A 23,142-nucleotide genomic window follows, 5' to 3' on the forward strand; every position below is an offset into this window, starting at 1 on the left:
GCCCCTCCCTTCTTGCATCTCAAATCCACCAATACCTCCCGACAAAATTGCACAGTTATTTCTGAACCAGACCACTAGAATAGGCACCTACCTTTTTTAGAGCTCGAGCCCTATCTATGCCCGATCCGGTTGATACCCTCGAGGTGTCGGACTTACCACTGGAGGATCTGGTGGCATGCCATGAGTGCGACTTGCTGATGCGCAAGCCCATACTCGCCCTCGGTGAAAAAGCCCAATGCCCACGCTGCGGTTACGAGCTCTATGCTCACCGCCACAACGTCGTTGAGCGTAGCCTCGCCTTGGTGCTGGCAGCGCTATTGCTGTACATCCCCGCGAACTTTTTACCCATCATGCAGCTCAATCTACTCGGGCAGTCCTCAGACGACACCGTGTGGAGCGGCGTTATCGGCCTGTTTGATACCGGTATGCAAAGTGTCGCGGCCGTAGTGTTTCTGTGCAGCATGGGCATCCCGCTGCTCAAATTGCTCTGCCAATTGGCCGTGCTGCTCAGCATTCGCTGGAAGATCGGCCGCAGTTATGGGCTGCTGCTCTACCGCATTTACCATCACCTCAAGGATTGGGGGATGTTAGAGGTCTACCTGATGGGTGTGCTCGTCGCGATCGTAAAGCTCGCCGACATGGCCTCCATCACCATCGGCCTCGGGCTCATTTGTTTCGTCAGTCTATTAATCGTTCAGGTACTGCTTGAGGTGGTGATGTCGCCCCACCAGATCTGGCAGGCGTTGTCAGGAGAGGATGATCATGCGGGCGATTGATGCGGGCATTCTGATTTGTACTGAATGCCACGAGTTGAACAAGCAGAAGACCGATACTGATGAGCAGCTCTGCACCCGTTGCGGCGCGCTGATCCATGCCCGTCGCCCCAACAGCCTCACGCGTACCTGGGCGTTGCTGATCACGGCGGCGATCTTGTATATCCCCGCCAATCTATTACCAATTATGACCGTCAACTCCCTTGGCCAGGGCGAACCCAGTACCATCATGGCCGGCGTGATCCAGCTGGTTCAGCACGGCATGTTCCCCATCGCTGCGGTGGTGTTTATCGCCAGTATCCTGGTGCCGACGTTCAAGCTGGTAGGCATTGGCCTGCTGCTGTTCTCGGTGCAGCGTCACCAACCGCTGTCCGCGCAACAACGCATTATCATGTACCGCTTTATCGAATTCATTGGCCGCTGGTCCATGCTGGATATCTTCGTGATCGCCATCCTGGTTGCGGTTGTTAACTTTGGGCGACTTGCCAGTGTCGAGGCCAATCTCGGTGCTGCAGCGTTCGCCAGTGTGGTGATCTTGACGATGCTTGCCGCAGTAACTTTTGATCCCCGACTGATTTGGGACAACACGGAGTCGGACGACGACCATGAGTGATTTGCCAAAAGCTAAAACCCGCCCAGCCTCCAACTGGTCGGCCATTTGGGTGTTGCCCTTGATTGCCCTGATCATCGGCGGCTGGCTCGGATGGCGTGCTTATTCCCAGCAAGGCATCGAGATCCAGGTGCGCTTTGAAAGTGGCGAAGGTATCCAGGTCAACAAGACCGAAGTGGTTTACAAAGGCATGACCGTCGGCAAGGTCAAGACCCTGGCGCTGGACGATGAGGGCAGCAATCGCGGGGTGATCGCCACCGTCGAGATGAACAAGGATGTCGAGCAATACCTCAAGACCAATACGCGTTTCTGGCTGGTCAAACCCAGCGTCAGCCTTGCCGGTATCACCGGCTTGGAAACCCTGGTCTCGGGTAACTACATTGCCGCCAGCCCAGGCGACGGTGAGCCGACTCGCAAGTTCAAGGCCCTCTCCGAAGAGCCGCCTTTATCTGATGCCAAGCCCGGCTTGCACCTGACCATCAAAGCCGATCGCCTCGGCTCGCTGAATCGTGGCAGCCCGGTGTTCTACAAGCAGATCCAGGTCGGCCAGGTCAAAAGCTATCTGCTGTCCGAAGACCAGAGCACCGTCGAAATCAAGGTCTACATCGAACCGACCTACGCCAGCCTGGTGCGCAAACATACGCGTTTCTGGAACGCCAGCGGCATCAGCATCGACGCCAACCTCTCCGGCGTCAAAGTGCGCAGTGAATCCCTTTCCAGCATCGTCGCCGGCGGCATCGCTTTCGCCACACCGGAGAATCGCAAGGACAGCCCGCCAACCGACCCGAGCCTGCCGTTCCGCTTGTACGAAGACTTTGACGCTGCCGCCGCCGGTATCAAGGTCAAGGTCAAACTCACCGACTTCGAAGGCCTGCAGGCTGGGCGCACCCCGGTCATGTACAAAGGCATTCAGGTCGGTAGCCTGAAAACCCTGAAGATCGACCCGGACCTGTCCAGCGCCAATGCCGAGCTGACCCTCGACCCACTCGCCGAAGACTACCTGGTGCAAGACACCCAGTTCTGGGTGGTCAAGCCGTCCATCTCCCTGGCCGGTATCACTGGCCTGGAAGCCTTGGTCAAAGGTAACTACATCGCCATTCGCCCCGGTGACAAAGGCAGCGCACCACAACGTGAGTTCGTTGCCCGGGCCAAGGCGCCACCGCTGGACCTGCGTTCCCCTGGCCTGCACATGGTGCTCTTCACCGATAACCTCGGCTCGCTGGATGTCGGCAGCCCGATCCTCTACAAGCAGGTCAAGGTCGGTTCGGTGCAGAGCTACCAGTTCTCGCGCAAGAACAAGCAACTGGTGATCGGCGTTCACATCGAGAAGGAATATGAAAACCTGGTCAACGGTTCGACACGCTTTTGGAATGCCAGCGGTGTCACGCTGACGGGCGGGCTCACCGGCGGCATCCAAGTGAAAAGTGAATCCCTGGCCAGCCTGATGGCCGGCGGTATCGCCTTCGAAACCCCGGAACCGAACGTGCCGCTGAAAAAACGTATTCCGCGCTTCCGTCTGTTTGCTGATCGCGAGGCTGCCAATCAACACGGCACCTTGGTAACCATCAAGGTTGATCGTGCCGACGGTTTGCGCCCCGGCACGCCGGTACGCTTCAAAGGCCTGGACGTGGGCAAGATCGAGAGCGTCGACCTGAGTGCCGACATGCAGTCGGTGTTGCTCAGCGCGCGCATCACCCAAGTGGCTGACCGGATCGCACGCACCGGCAGCCAGTTCTGGGTGGTCAAGCCAGAACTGGGCCTGATGAAAACCTCGAACCTGGAAACCCTGGTCACCGGCCAATACATCGAAGTACAGCCCTCCGCGAAAAACGCCGGGCCACAAAAAAGCTTCGTTGCGTTGGATAAGCCACCCGAGGCGGTCCATCAGGAGGAAGGCTTGAGCCTGGTGCTCAGCGCTGCACGCCGTGGCTCGCTGAAGGAAGGCGTCCCCGTCACCTACCGCGAAGTCACGGTCGGCAAAGTCACCGGCTACGAGCTGGGCCAGACCGCCGACCGCGTACTGATCCATATCCTGATTGAGCCCAAGTACGCGCCACTGGTACGCAGCGGCAGCCGCTTCTGGAACACCAGCGGCTTCGGGCTCGACTTCGGCCTGTTCAAAGGCGCGACGGTACGTACCGAGTCCCTGGAGACCCTGGTCGCGGGCGGCATCGCCTTCGCTACGCCAGATGGCGAGCGCATGGGCAACACTGCACGGCCGCAGCAAACCTTCCCGCTGTTCGACAAGTTTGAAGATGAATGGCTGACGTGGGCGCCTAAAATTCCGCTCGGCAAATAAACCGAGGCGCGGCCATCGCGGGCAAGCCCGGCTCCCACATTCAACCGCATTTATCTTGTAGGAATGCGCTCACCTGTGGGAGCGGGCTTGCCCGCGAAGAGGCCGTAACAGGCGACAAAAAAGGCCCCTGGATTCTCACCCAGGGGCCTTTTTGCATTTCAGTTCAGCCGATCAAACCTCATCCAACTCCGGCTCATCCGCCTGCACATTCACCGTAGCCTTTACTGCATCGTGACGACGGATGTACTTCCAGTCCGCCTCATCAATGTAGATGCCATTCGGCCCGCTGCCGCCTTCCAGGTCGATCGCCACTTGGGCGGACACCTGCGGCTTCACGCTGGCCAGGATCGGCACGAAGCCCAACTGCAAGCTGGTTTCCAGCAGCGCCGCCTGGTTCTTCTCATCGATGTCCGCCGCCTCGTCGAGGTAGTAAGGCAAACGCACACGCCCGGCCTGATCACGGTCCATCAAGTGCAGCAACAAGTACATGTTGGTCAGCGCTTTGATGGTCATGGTGGTGCCGTTGGACGCCGCACCGTCGATGTCGGTGTGAATCACCGGCTGGCCATGCACCTTGGTGATCTCGAACGCCAGCTCGAACAAGTCCTTGAGGCCCAACTGGTTATGGTTGGCCGCCACCAGGCGCGCGAGGTATTCCTTGGCCTCTTCGTTCTTGTTGTCCTGCTCGGCGCTCTGGCTTAAGTCGAACACCGACAGGGTTTCGCCTTCTTCATACTGACCGGCACTGTGGATGATCTGGTCGATATGCTTGAGGGCTTCCTTGTTCGGCGCCAGCACGATGCGGAAGCTTTGCAGGTTGGACACCTGGCGCTTGTTGATCTCTCGGTTGAACAAGGCCAACTGGTGTTCCAGGCTGTCGTAGTCGCTGCGGATATTGCGCAGGGTCCGCGCGATGTCGGTCACCGCCGCACGGCGTGCCTTGCCGAGTGTCAGGGCTTCATCGGTACGGTGTGCATAGGCGTTGATCAGCAGGTGCAGGCGACGCTCCATATCATCTTCACTGTCGAACTTGGCCACGCCTTTGAGGCGCACCTGTGCATACAGTGCGTCGATCTGGCCATCGGCGCGCAGCAAACCTTGCCAGCTGTCCTGATAGTCATTGAGCAGCGGCAGCAGATTGTCCATCGAGTCGTCGACCGGGTCCATGAACGGCGTGCCGAACGGCAAGTCCGCCGGCAGCAGCTGGCGACGGCGCAGCGCGTCATCCAGCGTGCGTTGCTTGGCTTCCATATCGCCTATCTGACGCCCAACCAATTGCAGCTTGGCCGACAGTTGCTGCACACGTTCGGTGAAGGCATCACTGGAGCGCTTCAACTCATCCTGCGCGGCTTCCATCTGCGCCAGGTTTTCCAGCTTCTCGCCTTCTTCGGCGCTCAAGGTCTGCGCACGACGGAAGTCTTCCAGCGCTTTCTGCGCATCCAGCACTTGCTGGTACAGCGCTTCGGTCTGGGTCTTGCTCGCCGCACGGTCAGAAGCTACAGCCTGCTGCGTCTTGAGCTGCTTGAGTTCTTTTTCCAGGCGCTCTTTCTGGTCGCGCAACGCCGCGCGATCCGCCAAGGCCTGCAACGCAGGTGGCTCGATGTGGGAAATGTCGATGGACAGCCCCGGCACTTCAAAATGCTCACCTTTGAAGCCATCAAGGATCTGCTCCAGGGATTTCACCCACTGGCCGTCCTCGTCCAGCGTGATGCCATGCTCGCCCAATGGCAGGCTGAACAACGAACTGTTGAACAAACGCATCAGACGCTCGACATCCTGCTGCGAAAACTCCTCGCGCAGTTTGGCGTAGCTGTTGTTGTCTGCGTGGTCGAGCTGTTGCTTGACCGACTTCAGGCGCTTTTCCAGGTCGCGCAGACGCTCGTCCAAGTCCTCGGCGCTGAACTGCCGGGACTGTGCCAACGCACCTGCCAACTCATCGTGGGCATCCTTGGCGGCCAGCAGTTGCTGCTCCAGCACCTTGACGTCATCCACCAGCGCAAAGCGATGCTTGAGCACCGACAGCTCGCCCAACCAACGCTGAATGCCACTGATTTCCCGCTCCAGGCGCATCAGCTCCTGGGTGCCGCCGCGCTGATCGTTTTGCAGCGCGTCCTGTTCATTGCGGTAGTGCTCGACCTGGATGGTCAGCTCTTCCTTGCGCGCACTGGCGTAGTCCGACCAGGTGCCCAGCAACGAGTCCAGCAATGGCGACAGGCGATGCAATTTGCCGCGCAACGTGTCGCGCTGGCGAACGCCATTGGCCAGGGCTTCAACCAACGGTCCTGCGGCGACCAAGGAGTTGTAGTCCTGCTCCATGCGCCGCACATCGCGGAAGGCTTCTTCGCACGCGGCGATGTAATCGACACTGCCGGAGCGCAGGCTGTGTTCGAAGGCATCCAGGAACAATTGCTTGAGTTTGGCCGCGGTGATTTCGCGCATGTGCAGCAGGTTGATAAACAGTGCGCGAAAGGTCTTCAGGCTCTGCTCGCTGGTGGAGCGCAGCGGAATCAGGGTCAGGTCCAGCGGGATCGACGTGTGGCCGCCCACCAGCAAACGGCGCAGTTCATCCGGCTTGAGTTCGTAGGCTTTCAGGCCTTCGCGCTCAAGGTTGGTGAACAGCTCTTTCTGGCGCAGGCAGGTGTCGTTTTTCTGGTAGTGAGCCAAATCCAGCTTGCCGGCATAGGCAAAGAACTGGTGACCAAAACCACCGCCGGGGCCACGCCCGACCACGCCGATCACGTGCGGGCCGTGGGGCAGCGAGACTTCCACGAGGATGTAGCTGGTGTCGGTGGCAAAGTAGAAGCGCCGCGATTGCTCCAGGGTGTACTTGCCGAAACTCATGTCCGACATGCGCGCCAGAATCGGGAATTGCAGGGCGTTGATCGACGCGGATTTACCCAGGTTGTTCGCGCCATACACCGACAGCGGCTCTTCCAGCGGGAACAGGCCCAAACTGTAACCGGCGGTGTTCAATAGGGCGAAGCGGCGGATGCCGTAGCGTTCCTTACTCATGCATCGGTCTCCTGTTCTTCGGCAATGGCGCGGGCCATCGCGTCTTCTTCGCTTTCTTCTTCGAAGTCACTCAAATCCAGCGGGTCATCGGTCTTCAGCAGTTTCTCGTCGCTGTCTTCGTCGATGATCACCGGCGCCGGCAATGGCAACACGCTGTGCACGCTGGCCGCGAGGTCACGGTCTTGCTGCACCGACAGGCACACGTCGAGGAAACGGTGCATCGGCGGTAAGAAGCGGTACACGCCGTTGTCTTCGCTGGCAAAGCCCAGTTGGGTCATGCGGCGCATGATCTTTTCTTCGAGTTCTTCCTGGGTCTGCACTTCGGCCTGGATAAACAGGTCGCGGTACTTCTCCAGTAGCGAGGGCAACTCATCGCGGCCCAAGCTGCCACCGTCGAGCACGGCGATCGGGTCGCGGCCTTGGTCGGCCAAATGCTCGACGATGATGAAGGTGAACAGCGCCAGGCGCTGGGCGGTCTTGTTCACCTGCGCGCTGGCGATGGCGGAGTCCGGTACGAAGTAATAGAAACCACGGGTATCGCACACCAGTTCAAAGCCCAGGGCCTTGAACAGCGTGCGGTACTGGTCCTGGAAGTTCGACAATTGCGCGTACAGCTCCGGGTCGCGGCGGCTGACGTGATAACCCTTGAACAGCTCGCGAAAGATCGGCGCCAGCTGGGACAGTTCGGATAGATCAAGTTGCATTAGGTGTACTCGCAGAATTCTCGGCCGTATCAGAGCCGGCCGGGAGCAGGGCGAATGAGCGCAGGCTGACCTGGTGCTCGTGTGTGTGATAGTCGCGGCGTTCCAGGCGTTCGCGCTTGAAACGTTTCTCGCGTGAGAGTCGCGAGAACCAGTACAGCAATTCGTCGGTGGCGCCGTCCGGTTCCTGCTCCAGCAGCCAAGTCATCAGGTCCGGCATCGGCAGTGCATCTTCGCAGCGCTCGAGCATTTCCTTGACCGTGCGCGGTGCACGCTGGGCTTCGCCCTTGTGGGATTTGTGCGCCTTGGGGAAACGCGCCGGTTTCGGCTCGAAATTCGCCAGGGCATACACATAGGCCTCGACCTGGCTGGCACTGCCGAGGAAGGTGCTTTGCGGCCGGGTGAACATCGGCATCGCCGCCTGCGGCACCGCGTCCAGGCCTTTACGGCGAATGGCCGACAAGGCCAACGCCGCACCACGGGTCACGGCGTTGTGCCGGCGTGCTTCTTCACGCAGCGGCAACAGCAGTTCGCGGGCGTGACGCAAGGTCAGCTGGGCGCTGGTCTGCATTTCGAGGATGCGCGCGTGGGTACGCAGCAGCATGTCATCGTCCACCAGGTGGCCGAGGCGCTGCTGTTCGGTAAGCATGCGCAGCAGCACGTTCTCGACCTTGCGCACGCCTTGCTCGAAGGCACCGTCGGCGTTCACCAGTTGGATCATCGGTTCGACGTATTCGTCCCACGTCGCCAGGACCTCGGCGTAACGCTGGCGCAATGGGATCTGCCGGTCGCTGGTCTTGGCGCGGTCGGCCACGGCGGCGAGGGCTTGTTCGTCGTTGGCGAGCTTTTTCAGCACGTCGCGTACGCGCATATCCAGCAGGCGCAGTTGACGGGCCAGGTCGTGGCCATCGCGGATGTCGAAGGCGTCCTGGATATAACCGGCCAGGCGCTCAAGGTGGCGCAGGTAGGCTTCGATTTCCAGGCACAGGCCAAGCCGGTGCTCCTTGCGAAGATAAGCGAGGAAGTCGTGGATCTGTGCGTTGAGCTCGAAACGGTTCGGGCTCTTGGCGACAGGCACCAGGATATCCAGGCGAATCCACACGTCCAGCAGGCTGGTGATGTCCTGGGGCGTGCTGTCCAGTTGTTGGGCGGCCAATTGCGCGCGCAGCTCGCCCAGGCTCAAGGTGCCTTGGTCGAAGTGTTCGCACAGTGGCTCAAGTAAGGCCCAGTGTTCGGCGAGGGCGCGCAGGACGCGCTTGGGTTCGATCATGGAATGGCCGGCTGGTTGGCGATTAAAAGTCGCGATTGTACTGCATCAGGCGCGGGATTTATCCACAGCCGGTCAGTGCGCAGTGGGCGATTGTTACCGAACAGCGGTAGAATCCCCGCTCTTTACTTATCCACAAGTGGCCGAGCTGTGCTTATCGAGTCCCGACGTCGCGCTTACTTGACCGCCATGCAGGTGGTCAACTGGCTGCCCCGCACCGAACTGCCGTTCGCCGCCCCGTCGCGGCCCGAGCTGCTGCAAGCGCTTGAGCCCTCTGAGGCGTTCGAAGTTTCGGGGGAGGAGGCCGCCGCACCGGTGGCGGTGGTCAAGCCCGCCCCCGAGGCGCGTCCTGCCGTCGAGCGGGCGAAGATTGAAGTGCCGCGCCCCTCTGCGATGGTCAAGCCGGCAGTGGTTGAAGAGCCTGCGCCGGTCGCCAAGGCCCCGGTGGTGCCGCCGCCGCGCTTTGCCCTGCAATTGTTGCGCGCCGGGCGTTGCCTACTGCTGGTGGAATTGCCCACCGGCGAGCGTTTCCAGACCCGCGACCCGGCTTACATGCTGCTCAAAGACATGCTGCGCGCCGCCGGCCTGCCCGACAGCCCGCAAATTGTCGGCGACCCGGTGCGCTGGCCGCTGCTGGTGCGCGGCACCATGGACCAGGGCCCGGAAGCCGCGCGGGATTTTGTACAAGGTTTTGTTTCGGCACGCCTGGAAGACGAACCCTGCGTGTGCCTGTGGCTGATCGGCCTGCCCGCCGTGCGGTTTGCCGGCGAAGCGAATGCCGAAGCCTGGTACCGCGAACTGCAGGTCGAAGGCCTGGGCTCGGTGTGGGCCCTGCCGGGCCTTGAATTATTAATGGAAGAGCCACAGCGTAAGGCTGATGTCTGGCAAGCCATGCGCCGGCTGATGGCGCGCTGGAAAAGTACCGATGAGTGAAGCTTTATCCTTCCGCCCGATGACCGAGGCGGACCTCGACGCTGTACTGAAGATCGAATACGCGGCGTTCAGCCATCCCTGGACCCGTGGGATTTTTCTCGATGGGTTGGGCAAATACCAGATCTGGCTGATGTTCGAGGGCGAGCAGCAGGTGGGGCACGGTGTGGTGCAAATCATCCTCGATGAGGCGCATTTGCTGAACATCACCGTCAAACCGGAGAACCAGGGCCGTGGCCTTGGCCTGGCGCTGCTTGAGCACTTGATGTCCCGCGCGTATGCGGCCAGTGCGCGCGAGTGCTTCCTGGAGGTACGTGACAGCAACACCGGCGCGTTCCGCCTGTACGAGCGCTACGGTTTCAACGAAATCGGCCGCCGCCGCGATTACTACCCCGCTGTGGGCGGGCGTGAAGATGCGGTCGTCATGGCCTGCACCCTGATCGACTAAAACGCAGGCATCCCATGTGCAAGCAGGCCCCTGTGGGGGCTGGCTTGTCGAACCGCTGCGAGAGCCTCACCTCGGCCTCACTCGGGCACTGAGCCCGCCGGTTCACCGCTGGGCCTGTGGTGCGTCAGCGGTTACCGTCTACGGGATCGATATCGGCCAACTCGGCTTCATCCAGCCCATTCCCGCCGCCGATCTCATCTTCCTCGACGATGCTCAAATCGTAATCCGCCGGGTTGTCTTCACCCGCCTCCTGCGCATCCCGCGCGCCATCCTCATGGATCAGCGTTTCCGGGCTCATATCATCATCGGTGGACTCATGGTCATCCGTCGAAGCACCGGTCATCCCAGCTTCGCGTACCCGTTCGTCGGGCATCAGGTGCTCACGCTCGCGAGGTGGGATTTCATCGCCGATTTCTGCAGTCGGTGTCTCCTCGTCAAAGTCCAGCTCGCGCATCTCGCCCATGCGATCTTCGTTGTCATCAATCGGTTCCGGCTGTGTAGCGCCGTAGGGACGTCGTGATTCAGTCATGGCCAATCCTCATACTGTGGGGCTTATAGTGTGTGGACAGGCACGGCGCCCTAAAAATTCAAGCTAATTACGGCTTGGCGTGACCCGTGCACAGCGGTTGTCTGTCACACAGCTGCGCATCATTCCTGAGGCTTTCCCTGATGAACGAACTACAAGACCTGCTTGATAACAATGAACGCTGGGCGGACGCGATCAAACAGGAAGATCCCGAATTCTTCGCCAAGCTCGCCCGCCAGCAAACCCCGGAATACCTGTGGATCGGCTGCTCCGACGCCCGGGTGCCGGCCAACGAGATCGTCGGCATGCTGCCGGGCGATCTGTTTGTGCACCGCAACGTCGCCAACGTGGTGCTGCACACCGACCTCAATTGCCTGTCGGTGATCCAGTACGCGGTCGATGTGCTCAAGGTCAAACACATCCTTGTCACTGGCCACTACGGCTGTGGCGGTGTGCGCGCCTCGATGCAGGACCGCCAGTTCGGCTTGATCGACGGCTGGCTGCGCACCATTCGTGACCTCTACTACGAAAACCGCGACCTGCTGGCCCAACTGCCGACCGAAGAAGAACGCGTGGACCGCCTTTGCGAGCTGAACGTGATTCAGCAGGTGGCCAACGTCGGTCATACCAGCATTGTGCAAAACGCTTGGCACCGTGGGCAGAGTCTGTCGATCCATGGCTGCATCTACGGCATCAAGGACGGTCGTTGGAAGAGCTTGAACACCACCATCAGTGGCTTCGAGCAGTTGCCGCCGCAATACCGCCTACGCCCGTTGGGTGAAGCTTAAGGGCGCGTCTTGTCGTCACGTTGCTCCAGGAACAGCTTGCCTTCCAGGCTGAGTTGTTCCTCCGGGCCTTTGATCCAGCCCCTGCAGTTGGGGCTGCCGCATTGGCAGGCGAACTGGCGGTGCAAGACGTCGCCGGTCTTGGCGTAATCGATGGTCAGCCACGTGCCGGCGGCAATCGGCATGACTGACCAGAGCTCCAGATAGGATGTATCGAGATATACATTTGGATCGCAGGAGTGATGCAGTTGGCCGCAGACCCACGGGTCGTACAGCCGGATGCGTGCCGAGATCTGGAAGGTATGCGGGCGCCGTTCGCTCAAGGCATAGCCGAACACGCGGGCAATGAGTGTGCGGCTGTCGAAGCCCACACGGGCTTTGATGCCGATGACCTCGCCGTGTTTGTCACGTATTACCTCAAATTGCCGGGACGACGGATAGCCGCACACGGCCAGCGTTGTCGCGAAGGGGTACAGGCAGTCATCGTCCGCACTATTAGCCTTATCCATGGCTTGAGTTTTCATCACTCTCCTGTGGTGGGCTGCATCGACTTGCGAACGGTGTCTGACTGCCAGTCTTGCAGCGAATGGGCCTGGATCAAGACTCGCTGAACACGTCAGCGATTTCTACTGTCAACCTTCACAGTAGAACTCGCTGATTTTTTGTGCGCACTACAGCGCTGGCGCTGTGACTAGGGGGGCTGGGGCGGTGTTCTTGAGCTGTTTCAACTGTGCCTTGATGGCGGGCGTGGCGCATTTTGCGTTGGCCTGCTCCGGGGTCAGGCTGCGCACCGAGGTGTAGAACAACTCACAGGTCTGCTCCTTGCGCGTGACTTGCCAAGTGTTCATGCAGGCCTTGAGCAATACATTCGGGTCGCTGGCGGGTTTTTGCCCCATGCCGGCCTGCCAGCAGGCAGCGCTCAGATCCTGGCCCATCACCTTTAAACCAGCCTCGTCGGCCTTTTGTTCATTGCCGTCATAGGTGGCCGGGTCTGCCGCATACCAGATGTAGCTCGGATGGTTGGCGCCCAGTACCGACACGGTTTTGCCCGCTGCCGGGCTGATTTGCGCCAAGCCCAGCACGCTCACCGTCTGGCCGTACTGTTGCTTGATCCAGCTGCGCACCGGGGCACCGAACGCGACCATCGGCAACGAGCCGTTAGCGCGCAGGCTCAGTTCCTTGACCATGCGTGTCTGATAGTCGGCGAAGTAGCTGTAGACGTTTTCCAGGTCTTTACCCGCGTTGGACGGCGCGGCGATCGGTGCAATATCGATGATGGTCTGGTAAGCCGGTGTTTCGGTGGCCGGGATGCCATTGTCGGTGAGCAAGCTGGCCCATCGGTCAGTGGTGGCCGATTCCAGGTAATCCTGGGCCTGGGTCAGCGAATAGTCAGGCGGGAAGTGCAGCAACTCGATGCTTTTGCGGTGTTCCAGCGCCATGCCCAGCGGCAGGAACAGGTACCAGTTGTAGGCCCACTTGCCGTCGGCGTTGAGTTTGCTGGCGCCTTGGTAGGCAAGGTCAGCGGTATTGAGCAACGTGGTCAACGGCTGCCCGTAGTGGTCCGGCACGCCGCTGAAGGTGGCTGAGACCTGGCCGTCGTGGGTCTTCACGCTGACCTTGGCACGGCTGTAGCCGTCGCGCTGAAGGCTCTGGTTCAAGTAGTGCTCGGCGGTCTGCTCCAGCGTCCATGGCCGAAAGCAGATCACGTTGCAGTTATTGGGGAACGCGAACAACTGGGTGACGCGTTGCGTGCTGCCCAGTGGTACTTCGATATCGGCCTGTACGACCGCACTGGCCAGCAGTGCGGCCAGGGTGAAGGACAGCCTGGTCGGTTTAAACATAGTTGGTTCCTTGTCAGCGAAAGCCCGTCTGCGCGGGTTGAAAGCCCACCTCCACACAGTAGCGGCTGACCAGGAAAATCGCGTGTTAAATCGCCAGGCGTGTCGCTATTGGATAAGAAAACCTACGCCTTGAATTCCAGCGCGTTGCTCAAGTCGCCCATGGGCTTCTGGCCGCGGGCGGTCATCGCGTCATCACGCAGCTTGAGGCCGTCCAGTTTCTCCAGCTGGAACACCCGGGTGATCAAACGCAGGATCGACGCCGTGTCGTACACCGTATGGTCCACCGTGCCTTTGCGCGCAAATGGCGAGACCACCACGGCCGGAATCCGCGTGCCCGGGCCCCAGCGGTCGCCTTTTGGCGGTGCAACGTGGTCCCACCAGCCGCCGTTTTCATCGACGGTGATGATCACCACCATGTTTTTCCATTGTGGGCTTTCCTGCAGCACCTTCAGGGCGCGGGTGATATGGCGGTCACCCGAGGCCACGTCGGCGTAACCGGCGTGCATGTTGAGGTTGCCCTGGGGTTTGTAGAAGGTCACCGCCGGCAGTGTTCCCGCCTGGGCATCAGCCAGGAAGTGGTTGGTGCTCGGTTCATCGCCCAGGCCGCCGTCGCGCAGGCGTTTCTTGCGCTCAACCGGGTTTTGCGGGCCTTGCTGCTTGAAGTAGTTGAACGGCTGATGGTGATACTGAAAACTCGGAATCTTCGGGATCGCTGCCGAATCCTTGTGTTCGTCGATCGTCGCCTGCCAGGCACCGCCATACCAGGCCCAGTCCACGTTTTTCTTCGACAGCTTGTCGCCGATGTGTTCGTGAGACTGCGGCACCAGCACGCTGGGCAAGTCGGGTTTGGCGTAGTCCGGGCGCTCCGGGTCGCGGATCCAGGTCGGCCAATACGGCGGCGCCATGGTATTCACCGCGTAGCCGTCCGGCGTCAATGCGCTGGGGCCGAATTGTGGCGGGCCAGTCATGGCACTGGCCGGGGACTTGTCCAGCGGCTTGAGGCGCGTGTCGGTCGGGTCGTCGCTCTGCAGCGTGGCGATCTGCGATTTGGCCACTGAATTGGCAGCATCCGGGTAAAACGGCACTTGAGCGCTGATCAAATACTGGTGGTTGAGGTAAGAACCACCAAAGGCGCCCTGGAAGAAGTTGTCGCAGAGCACGAACTCCTTGGCGACGTCCCACAGGCGCAGTGAGTAGCGCGTTTGCGGGTAATGGCCAAACGTCAGCGCGCCCGAGTCGGCCCAGGCGACAAACTGGTCGTTCTTGCCACCATTGATCTGCATTTGGTTCTGATAAAACACGTGCCACAGGTCGCGGGTGATCAGGCTCAACGGCAGGTCTTCGCCGTCCGGGCCTTTCAATGCGTAAGGTGCATTGGGTAAGTGTTCTTGATATTGGGTGGCGACGGGGTAAACCACGCCGTCGATCGTCTGCGGCCCAAGCTGAGTCACGCCGCCCCACACTTGCGGCAGCGTCTGCAGCAGGCTGCCGTCACGGTCACGTTGCTGGTAGTCGGCGGGTTTGAGCGCGGACAGCGGGCTCTCTACGCCGGGGAAGTCGGCAAACAGGTTGTTGAAGCTGCGGTTTTCACCGTAGATCACCACCACATTTTTCACGTTGTCGTGCAGGGCCTTGTCCAGCTCTTGCGGCGTGAGTGGGCGCACTTGCGGTTTGCCCGAGGGCTCGCCGGTATTGCCGCAGGCACCCAAGGTCGCGCCGACCCCCAGTACCGCTGCGCCTCCCAGGAAGCGCCGGCGGCTGGTATCCACCGGTGGTAGAGCTGTGGAATCGGAGGAAGGGCGGTCTTGGTGCTCGTCACTCATTACTGGGAGTCCCTGCTGGCTAGTTGTTGCAAGATGTTTCGCCAGGACGGTAGCAACCGAATATGACCGAACGAAGACAGCGAAATGAAAGTGGTAATCCGAGTCAGGTTAATCAAAGGCGCTGGCGATAGAAGTCAGGCGTTGTCGACACACAGAGTGGGACGAACCCCACACATTGCATCAGAACGGCAGCTTGCGGCTTGTCGTTAATAATGTGGGAGCGAGCCAGTCACACCGCCGCTCCCACACTGACCGCGTCAGGGCATGACGGGCGGCAAATACTTCAACGTCGTCCCCAACGCCCACAGCAGGAACAACACCAACGGCGTGTGCACCAGCAACTGCACAAACGAAAACCCGATCAAGTCCCGCGCCTTGAGCCCCAACACGCCCAGCAGCGGCAGCATATAGAACGGGTTGATCAGGTTCGGCAGCGCCTCAGCTGCGTTGTAGATTTGCACCGCCCAGCCCAGGTGGTATTGCAGGTCGTTGGCCACTTGCATTACGTAAGGTGCTTCGATGATCCACTTGCCGCCGCCCGACGGAATAAAGAAGCCCAGCACCGCCGAGTACACGCCCATTAATAGCGCGTAGGTGTCGTGGGAGGCGATGGACGTGAAGAAGGTCGAAATGTGGTGTGCCAGGGTCTGGCCGTCGCCGCCCTTGACCACGGTCATCAACGCGGCGATCGAGCCGTACAGCGGAAACTGGATCAGCACGCCGGTGGTGGTCGGCACGGCGCGCGCTACCGCATCCAGAAAGCTGCGTGGGCGCCAGTGCAGCAGCGCACCGACCATGATGAACAGGAAGTTGTAGGTGTTGAGCCCCGAGATGGCGCTGATTGCCGGCTTGGTTGAAAACTCATGGAACAGCCAGCCGGCCGCCAGCAGGGCCAGCAAAATGGTCAACAGCGGGCTGTGTTCCAGCCATTCGCCCGGGCGGGTTGGCGCTTGAATCTTGGGCAGGTTAAAGGCCGGGTCGACGCCGCAGGCTTTTGCATCACGGGCGCTGTTCGGCCCCGGCGCGGTAGCGTAGGCGATGATCAGCGACACCACGATCAGCGCCATCAACAACACCCCGGATTGCCATAGAAAGATGGTATCGGTGAACGGAATCACCCCTGTAATCGACAGAATCGACGGCGGCAAGCTGGCCGGGTTGGCTTGCAATTGCGCGGCCGACGACGACAGCCCCAGCGCCCACACAGCGCCCAGGCCCAAGTAGGCGGCAGCACCGGCCGCGCGGTAATCCATGCGCAAATCCGTGCGACGGGCCAGTGCGCGCACCAGCAAACCGCCGAACACCAAGGACAAGCCCCAGTTGAGCAGGGAGGCAACCATCGAGATCAGCGCCACCCAGGCCACGGCCGAGCGGCCGTTCTTCGGGATGCGTGCCAGGCGGTCGATCAGTTTCACCGCAGGCGGTGAGCTGGCCACCACATAACCGCCGATCACCACAAAGGCCATCTGCATGGTGAACGGGATCAGGCTCCAGAACCCATCACCAAAGGCTTTGGCGGCTTCGGTCGGCGCGGCGCCCATGCCCAGGGTCGCCACGGCGACGATGATCACCGCAAGGGCGGCAAACACCCAGGAGTCAGGAAACCAGCGTTCGGCGAAGTTGGAACAACGCAGGGCAAATCGGGCATAGCGGCTTTCTTCGATAGCATCGGCCACGAGTCTTTCCTCTTGTATTTATTATGGTGTTGGCAGTTTTACGGCATGTTCCGCTACGGCCATTGATATGGGAATGCAGTTATCTTCATCGATCCATGAGGAAAACAAATATATCTGTCGTGATTGCCATCATTGGGCTCAGCTCATAACCTGCACGCCATTTTGTTTGTCTGCCGAGCCTCCACATGACTGCCACCTTTTCTCCACAGGCGCAGCGTTTTTCCCGCTCCGACTACAAAACCCTGGGCTTGGCCGCCCTCGGCGGCGCCCTGGAAATCTACGACTTCATCATCTTCGTATTCTTTGCGCTGACCCTCAGCCAGCTGTTTTTCCCGCCAGAAATGCCCGAGTGGCTGCGCCTGCTGCAAAGCTTCGGCATCTTCGTCACCGGCTACCTGGCGCGCCCGCTGGGCGGCATTTTGATGGCGCACTTCGCCGATCACCTGGGGCGCAAACGCGTGTTCAGTCTGAGCATCCTGATGATGGCCTTGCCCTGCCTGCTGATCGGGATCATGCCGACCTACGCGCAAATCGGTTATTTCGCCCCATTGATCCTGCTGGTGCTGCGCGTGCTGCAAGGCGCGGCAGTGGGCGGCGAGGTGCCCAGCGCCTGGACTTTCGTCGCCGAACACGCGCCAACCCAGCATCGTGGCTATGCCCTGGGCTTCCTGCAGGCCGGCCTGACCTTCGGCTACCTGCTCGGCGCATTGACTGCCACCCTGCTGGCGCAAGTTTTCACCCCCGCTGAAATCCTCGATTACGCCTGGCGCTTCCCGTTCCTGCTCGGTGGTGTGTTCGGCGTGATCGGCGTGTGGCTGCGCCGCTGGCTCAACGAAACCCCGGTGTTCCTCGAAATGCAGGCGCGTCGCCAGGCCGCCGCCGAACTGCCTCTGCGCACCGTGCTGCGCGACCATCGCGCCGTGTTGCTGCCGGCGATGATCCTCACCTGCGTGCTCACCTCGGCGGTGGTGGTGCTGGTGGTCATCACCCCAACCATGATGCAAAAAACCTTCGGCATGAGCCCCAGCCACACCTTCGCCTTGAGCGCATTGGGCATCGTCTTCCTGAATATCGGCTGTGTCCTGGCCGGCCTGCTGGTGGACCGCATCGGCGCCTGGCGCGCGGTGCAGGTCTACAGCTTGTTGCTGCCGGTGGGCATTGCGGTGCTGTACGCCAGCCTGATCAACGGCGGCGTATGGCTGGGCGCGGCATATGCCGTGGCGGGCTTGAGTTGCGGCGTAGTGGGCGCGGTGCCGTCGGTGATGGTCGGCCTATTCCCGGCGCAGGTGCGGGTGTCGGGAATTTCCTTCACCTACAACATTGCCTACGCGTTGTGGGCGAGTACTACGCCGCTGCTGTTGATTGCGCTGATGCCTACCAGCCCGTGGATTTGCGTGGGCTATTGCGTGGTGATGGGCGCGGTGGGGGTGGCGAGTGTGGCGATTTTTGGTAAGCGCCACACCTTGGCCTCCTGAGGTTTAAGTCAGAAAGTGCCACAGCACCAACGTACCCACCAAGCCGACGACGGAAACGATGGTCTGCAACACCGACCACACCCAGATCGTCTGCTTCAGCTGCAAGCCAAAGTACTCCCGCACCATCCAGAACCCGGCGTCGTTGACGTGGCAGAAGAACACCGAGCCGGCGCCAATCGCCAGCGCTACCAATGAACTCTGGGTCGCCGCCAAACCCGCCATCATCGGTGCGAGAATGCCCGCCGTGGTAGTGGTAGCAACGGTCGCCGAGCCGGTGGCCTGGCGCAGGGCCACGGCGATCAACCATGCCAGCAGCAAGTAGGGCATGTGTGCGCCTTCGGCGACCTTGCTGATAGTCTGGCTGACGCCGGCGTCCAGCAGGGTTTGCTTGAGGCCGCCGCCGGCACCGATGGTCAACAGCAGCACGGCGATAGGCGCGAGGGCTTTGCGCAGGGTGTTGCCGACGTCGCTGCGTGGCATACCGGCGGCCCAGCCCAGGCAGATCACAGCGGCGATGACGGCCAGGCCAAGTGCGATCAGCGGCTCACCGAGGAATTTCAAGGTCAATGCCACCGGGTTTTCCGGCGACATCGCAACCTTGGCCAAGGTGCTGCCGAGCATCAGAATCACCGGCAGCAAGATGATCAGCAACGACACCCCGAAACTCGGCTGGCGTGGCGCCTTGGGCGGTGCGCTGAACAGCGCGCCGATGTCGGCCGGTTCATCCACGTGCAGGCGTTTGGACAGCCAGTTGCCGTAGAGCGGGCCCGCGAGAATCACCGCCGGCACCGCCAGGCAAAAGCCCAGCAGCATAGTCAGGCCCAGGTCGGCGTGCAGCGCGCTCACCGCAATCAGCGGGCCCGGATGCGGTGGCATCAGGGCGTGCAGGGTGGTCATGCCGGCCAGCGCCGGGATCGCGATTTTCAGCAGTGGTTGGTTCGAGCGTTTGGCCATCACGAAGATGATCGGCACCATCATCACCAAGCCGACTTCGAAGAACAGCGGCAGGCCGATCACCATGGCGACCAGCGCCATTACCCAGGGCAGCGACTTGCCTTTGCCCAGCCCGAGCAGGGTGGTGGCAATGCGGTCGGCCGCGCCGGATTCGGCCATCAACGCACCGAGCATCGAGCCCAGGGCGATGATGATCCCGGCTTCACCGAGGATCGCCCCGGCGCCTTTGCTGAAGGCTTTGGCGACTTCTTCCGGGGGCAACCCGGCGCCGACACCGGCGATAAACGTACCGATCAGAATCGACAGGAACGGCGGCAGCTTGGTCGCGCTGATCAACACAATGATGCTGACGATCGCCAGCAGCACGCAGAACATAAGGCGGGTGTCGTGAACCATCCACGCGGCAGTCGATAACTCCAAAACGGGGCTCCTTATCGAACAGGTTGGCTAATTTGTTTCTTTTTGTTTCCTGTCCGAAAAGCATACCTGATAGAACCGTGCCACAGCGCTATTGCGCAGTTTTGGTGCGAGCCTGGTTAACGCTTGGCTGACAGCTGAATGACAATTTCGCAAGGCGTGCCGGTGCTATGGTTTTATGGCCCTATGATCAGCCCATTCCGTTATGACGAGGACATCACATGAGCGCCGGACACAATCACGCCCAGGTACGCGCAGGTCACGAACGCAAGTTGTGGATGGCGCTCGGCTTAACCGGGAGTTTTATGATCGCCGAGGTCATCGGCGCCTTCGTCACCGGCAGCCTGGCGCTGTTGTCCGACGCGGCCCACATGATGACGGACACCCTGGCGATGGCGATTTCCCTGGTTGCCATCCAGATGGCCAAGCGCGCCGCTGACCGTAAGCGCACCTTCGGGTATGCGCGTTTCGAAATTCTGGCGGCGTCGTTCAATGCGCTGCTGCTGTTTGCCGTGGCCTTTTACATTCTGTATGAGGCCTATCAACGGCTGCAGGCGCCGCCTGAAATCCAGTCCACCGGCATGCTGGTGATCGCGGTGTTGGGGCTGATCATCAACTTGATTTCGATGCGCCTGCTCAGTGCCGGCAGCGGCGAAAGTCTCAACGTCAAAGGCGCCTACCTGGAAGTGTGGAGCGACATGCTCGGCTCCATTGGCGTGATCATCGCGGCGCTGGTGATCATGCTCACCGGTTGGGGCTGGGTCGATTCCTTGGTGGCGGCAGGGATTGGTTTCTGGGTATTACCACGCACCTGGATCTTGCTGAAGGAAAGCATGAACGTGCTGCTGCAAGGCGTGCCCGACGGCATTGATATTGATCAGGTCGAGCAGGGCATCCGCAACGTGCCTGGGGTCAAGGACGTGCACGACCTGCATATCTGGGCCCTGACCAGTGGCAAGAATGTGCTGAGTGCGCACTTGGTGGCGGACTCGGCGCTGGGCACCGAACAACAAATCCTCACGCTGGTGACGGAGTTGCTGCACGAACAATTCGATATTTCCCACGTCACTTTGCAGGTGGAAGGCGAGGGGTTTGAGCACGATGAACATGACGACGTGCATGCCTGATCCCGGCTAACAGATTTGTAATGTTCCGCCCACCGCCCTGATAAGTACCGAAAGTTACATTGCCCTCGCTGGGAAACCTCAGCGACTTTCTGGGCCTGGAACTCTCGTTATGGCACTTTCCGTTAGAACACTGTTGGCCGTTAGAACACTGTTAGGGGCGACTGCGTTGTGGGTGGCAGCCAGTGCTGCTCAGGCGCAAACCCTCACGCTTGATGCAGCCCTGCAAGCTGCCTTCGCCAACAACCCCGACCTGGCTGCCGCGCAATGGGAAATCGAGATTGCCCAAGGCGGTCGCCAACAGGCTGGCTTGATCCCCAACCCGGTAGCCTCATGGGATGCCGAAGACACGCGCCGCAACACGCGCACCACCACGATTAAACTCAGCCAAACCCTGGAACTGGGCGGCAAGCGCGGTGCGCGGATTGACGTGGCGACACGTGCCCAGGATGCCGCCGCGCTGACCCTTGAGCAGCGTCGCAATGGCCTGCGCGCCGATGTGATCGACAGCTATTACGGCGCGCTGCGAGCCCAGGAACGCCTCGACCTGGCGCAACGCTCGATGGCGCTTGCCGAGCGCGGCCTAGTGGTCGCCAAGGGCCGCGTCACCGCCGGCAAGTCATCGCCGGTGGAAGCCACGCGCGCGCAGGTGCAGCTGTCGGAGATCCGCCTGGAGTTGAACCGCGCGCAGGTCGGCCTGAGCGATGCCTATCGCCGCCTTGCCGCCAGCACCGGCAGCGCCACCCCCGACTTCCAGGCCGTGGCCACTCAAAGCCAATCCGCACCGCCCTTGCCGGCCTCCGCACAATTGCTGGCGCGACTTGAGCAAACCACCGAACTGCGCCTGGCCGACATGCAGATTATCCAGAGCGAAGCCAGCGTGGGCCTGGAAAAAGCCCAGCGCATTCCTGACCTCGATGTGTCGATCGGCAGCCAGTACGACGCCAGCGTGCGTGAGCGGGTGAACCTGGTGGGCGTGTCGATGCCGATCCCGCTGTTCAACCGCAACCAGGGCAACGTGCTCGCCGCCAGCCGCCGCGCCGATCAGGCCCGCGACCTGCGCAATGCCGTTGAGCTGCGCCTGCGCACCGAAACCCGTCAGGCCCTGGACCTGTGGCAAACCGCCAACACTGAAGTGCGCACGTTCAACCAACAAATCCTGCCCGCCGCCCAAAGCGCGGTGGACAGCGCCACTCGTGGCTTCGAGATGGGCAAGTTCAACTTCCTCGACGTGCTCGACGCCCAGCGCACCTTGATCGCAGCCCGCACCCAATACCTCACGGCGACCGCCCAGGCGACTGACGCCTGGGTACGCATCGAACGGATTTACGGCGACCTCGCCCGGTTTTGATTTTTTCTGGAGTCTTTTATGAAGCATAAACACGGTGTGGCGCTTGCCGTCGCCCTGGGCCTGATGCTGTCTGGTTTTGCCCATGCCGAAGAGGAAGAAGAAGGCAAACTCGAACTCACTGAGCAGCAGATCCAGGCTGCCGGTATCCAACTCGCCCAGGCCCAACCCCGCGCGATCAGCACCCTGCTGACGCTGCCGGGCGAAGTGCGTTTTGACGAGGACCGTACCTCGCACATCGTCCCGCGTGCGGCCGGTGTGGTGGAGGAGGTCAAGGTCAACCTCGGCCAGTCGGTGAAGAAAGGCGAACTGTTGGCGGTGATCTCCAGCCAGCAGATTTCTGATCAACGCAGCGAGCTGGCGGCCAGTGAGCGTCGTGTCGAACTGGCACGCACCACTTTCCAGCGCGAGCGCCAACTGTGGAAGGACGAGATCTCCGCCGAGCAAGATTACCTGCTGGCGCGCCAGACCTTGCAGGAAGCTGAAATCGCCTTGAACAACGCTCGTCAGAAGATGACGGCGCTCAGCGGCAGTGCCGTTCTGGCGGGCGGCAATCGCTATGAGCTGCGTGCGCCATTCGCCGGTGTGGTGGTGGAAAAACACCTGGGCGTCGGTGAGGTGGTGGGCGAAACCAGCAATGCCTTCACGCTCTCGGATTTGTCCCAGGTGTGGGTCACCTTCGGCGTGTTTCCCAAGGACTTGAACAAGGTGCGCGTCGGTAAACCGGTGAAAGTCACCTCCACGGAAATGGGCACTGAAGTACAAGGCTCCGTGGCCTACGTCGGCAACCTGCTCGGCGAGCAGACGCGTACCGCCACCGTGCGCGTGACCGTGCCCAACCCCGACGACGCCTGGCGCCCCGGGCTGTTTGTCACCGTGCAATTGGCCACCGACACCTACCAGGCCAAGGTCACCGTGCCGCAAACCGCGATCCAGACCGTCGAGGACAAACCTTCGGTGTTTGTGCGCACTGCGGACGGTTTCATCACCCGCCACCTCGAACTGGGCGTGAGTGAAAACGGCTATGTCGAAGTACGCAAAGGCCTCGACGTCGGGGCGCAAGTGGCGACCGAAGGCAGCTTCATCCTCAAGTCCGAACTGGGTAAAGGCTCGGCCGAGCACGCCCATTGATC

At 60.9% G+C, this 23,142-nt stretch carries 19 protein-coding genes; 10 read left to right on the forward strand and 9 right to left on the reverse strand.

Annotated features, from left to right (window positions below):
• Positions 1-116: 116 nt before the first annotated feature.
• From GJU48_RS03205 to GJU48_RS03215, 3 genes are read left to right on the forward strand one after another with little or no spacing between them, the layout of a single operon-like run.
• On the forward strand, positions 117-776 hold the full coding sequence (locus GJU48_RS03205) for a paraquat-inducible protein A (protein ID WP_094948839.1): 660 nt from the start codon (positions 117-119) through the stop codon (positions 774-776).
• Entirely contained in the window at positions 763-1,386 is a 624-nt protein-coding gene (locus GJU48_RS03210) for a paraquat-inducible protein A (protein WP_094948840.1), read from the forward strand. The genes GJU48_RS03205 and GJU48_RS03210 overlap by 14 nt, the downstream gene beginning before the upstream one ends.
• Positions 1,379-3,682, forward strand: a complete 2,304-nt coding sequence (locus GJU48_RS03215) for a PqiB family protein (protein ID WP_094948841.1) — start codon at positions 1,379-1,381, stop codon at positions 3,680-3,682. Before GJU48_RS03210 ends, GJU48_RS03215 begins: the two co-directional genes overlap by 8 nt.
• A 171-nt stretch (positions 3,683-3,853) precedes the next feature.
• Here GJU48_RS03215 and mksF read toward each other — a convergent pair whose 3' ends face one another.
• From mksF to mksB, 3 genes are read right to left on the reverse strand one after another with little or no spacing between them, the layout of a single operon-like run.
• Positions 3,854-6,694: an Mks condensin complex protein MksF gene (mksF, locus tag GJU48_RS03220; RefSeq protein WP_094948842.1), complete on the reverse strand. Its 2,841-nt coding sequence runs from the start codon at positions 6,692-6,694 to the stop codon at positions 3,854-3,856.
• Positions 6,691-7,398, reverse strand: coding sequence for an Mks condensin complex protein MksE (gene mksE / locus GJU48_RS03225; protein WP_094948843.1), 708 nt, complete (start codon positions 7,396-7,398; stop codon positions 6,691-6,693). The genes mksF and mksE overlap by 4 nt, the downstream gene beginning before the upstream one ends.
• Entirely contained in the window at positions 7,388-8,665 is a 1,278-nt protein-coding gene (gene mksB, locus GJU48_RS03230; protein WP_094948844.1) for an Mks condensin complex protein MksB, read from the reverse strand. Before mksB ends, mksE begins: the two co-directional genes overlap by 11 nt.
• Before the next feature lie 186 nt (positions 8,666-8,851).
• Here mksB and GJU48_RS03235 point away from each other — a divergent pair, with 186 nt between their 5' ends.
• The gene (locus GJU48_RS03235; RefSeq protein WP_094948845.1) at positions 8,852-9,595 is read left to right on the forward strand and encodes an energy transducer TonB; all 744 of its coding nucleotides are present in this window, start codon (positions 8,852-8,854) and stop codon (positions 9,593-9,595) included.
• Complete coding sequence (rimI, locus tag GJU48_RS03240; RefSeq protein ID WP_094948846.1) at positions 9,588-10,040, forward strand: ribosomal protein S18-alanine N-acetyltransferase; 453 nt, start codon at positions 9,588-9,590, stop codon at positions 10,038-10,040. The genes GJU48_RS03235 and rimI overlap by 8 nt, the downstream gene beginning before the upstream one ends.
• A 124-nt stretch (positions 10,041-10,164) precedes the next feature.
• Here the strand turns inward: rimI and GJU48_RS03245 are convergent, their stop codons facing one another.
• Complete coding sequence (locus tag GJU48_RS03245; protein WP_094948847.1) at positions 10,165-10,569, reverse strand: serine kinase/phosphatase; 405 nt, start codon at positions 10,567-10,569, stop codon at positions 10,165-10,167.
• Positions 10,570-10,709: 140 nt separating this feature from the next.
• Here GJU48_RS03245 and can point away from each other — a divergent pair, with 140 nt between their 5' ends.
• Positions 10,710-11,354, forward strand: coding sequence for a carbonate dehydratase (can, locus tag GJU48_RS03250; protein ID WP_010213394.1), 645 nt, complete (start codon positions 10,710-10,712; stop codon positions 11,352-11,354).
• Here the strand turns inward: can and GJU48_RS03255 are convergent.
• The 4 genes from GJU48_RS03255 to GJU48_RS03270 form a co-directional block, all read right to left on the reverse strand.
• Positions 11,351-11,875 (reverse strand): SET domain-containing protein, encoded by a 525-nt coding sequence (locus tag GJU48_RS03255; protein ID WP_094948848.1) that lies wholly within the window; start codon positions 11,873-11,875, stop codon positions 11,351-11,353. The genes can and GJU48_RS03255 overlap by 4 nt on opposite strands.
• A gap of 147 nt (positions 11,876-12,022) precedes the next feature.
• Positions 12,023-13,192, reverse strand: coding sequence for a hypothetical protein (locus GJU48_RS03260; protein ID WP_094948849.1), 1,170 nt, complete (start codon positions 13,190-13,192; stop codon positions 12,023-12,025).
• Positions 13,193-13,314: 122 nt separating this feature from the next.
• Positions 13,315-15,015, reverse strand: coding sequence for an acid phosphatase (acpA, locus tag GJU48_RS03265; protein ID WP_094948850.1), 1,701 nt, complete (start codon positions 15,013-15,015; stop codon positions 13,315-13,317).
• 257 nt (positions 15,016-15,272) lie between these two features.
• Positions 15,273-16,691 carry a short-chain fatty acid transporter gene (locus tag GJU48_RS03270; RefSeq protein ID WP_094948852.1) on the reverse strand — a complete coding sequence of 473 codons (1,419 nt, stop codon included), beginning with the start codon at positions 16,689-16,691 and terminating at the stop codon, positions 15,273-15,275.
• A 185-nt stretch (positions 16,692-16,876) separates the two neighbouring features.
• On the opposite strand from GJU48_RS03270, the gene GJU48_RS03275 reads away from it, so the two are divergent.
• Positions 16,877-18,166, forward strand: a complete 1,290-nt coding sequence (locus tag GJU48_RS03275) for an MFS transporter (protein WP_094948853.1) — start codon at positions 16,877-16,879, stop codon at positions 18,164-18,166.
• Between the two features lie 3 nt (positions 18,167-18,169).
• Here GJU48_RS03275 and GJU48_RS03280 read toward each other — a convergent pair whose 3' ends face one another.
• A complete protein-coding gene (locus tag GJU48_RS03280) occupies positions 18,170-19,540 on the reverse strand; it encodes a GntT/GntP/DsdX family permease (RefSeq protein WP_094948854.1) in 1,371 nt (456 codons plus the stop codon).
• A gap of 218 nt (positions 19,541-19,758) precedes the next feature.
• Between GJU48_RS03280 and GJU48_RS03285 the strand changes: the two genes are divergently transcribed.
• The 3 genes from GJU48_RS03285 (at position 19,759) to GJU48_RS03295 (ending at position 23,140) form a co-directional block, all read left to right on the forward strand.
• A complete protein-coding gene (locus GJU48_RS03285; protein WP_094948855.1) occupies positions 19,759-20,664 on the forward strand; it encodes a cation diffusion facilitator family transporter in 906 nt (301 codons plus the stop codon).
• A gap of 109 nt (positions 20,665-20,773) precedes the next feature.
• Positions 20,774-22,012 carry a TolC family protein gene (locus GJU48_RS03290; protein WP_094948856.1) on the forward strand — a complete coding sequence of 413 codons (1,239 nt, stop codon included), beginning with the start codon at positions 20,774-20,776 and terminating at the stop codon, positions 22,010-22,012.
• 18 nt (positions 22,013-22,030) lie between these two features.
• The gene (locus GJU48_RS03295; protein ID WP_094948857.1) at positions 22,031-23,140 is read left to right on the forward strand and encodes an efflux RND transporter periplasmic adaptor subunit; all 1,110 of its coding nucleotides are present in this window, start codon (positions 22,031-22,033) and stop codon (positions 23,138-23,140) included.
• The last annotated feature ends 2 nt before the right edge of the window (positions 23,141-23,142 follow it).

It is taken from the genome of Pseudomonas sp. IB20 (genome assembly GCF_009707325.1).
Lineage (GTDB): Bacteria > Pseudomonadota > Gammaproteobacteria > Pseudomonadales > Pseudomonadaceae > Aquipseudomonas.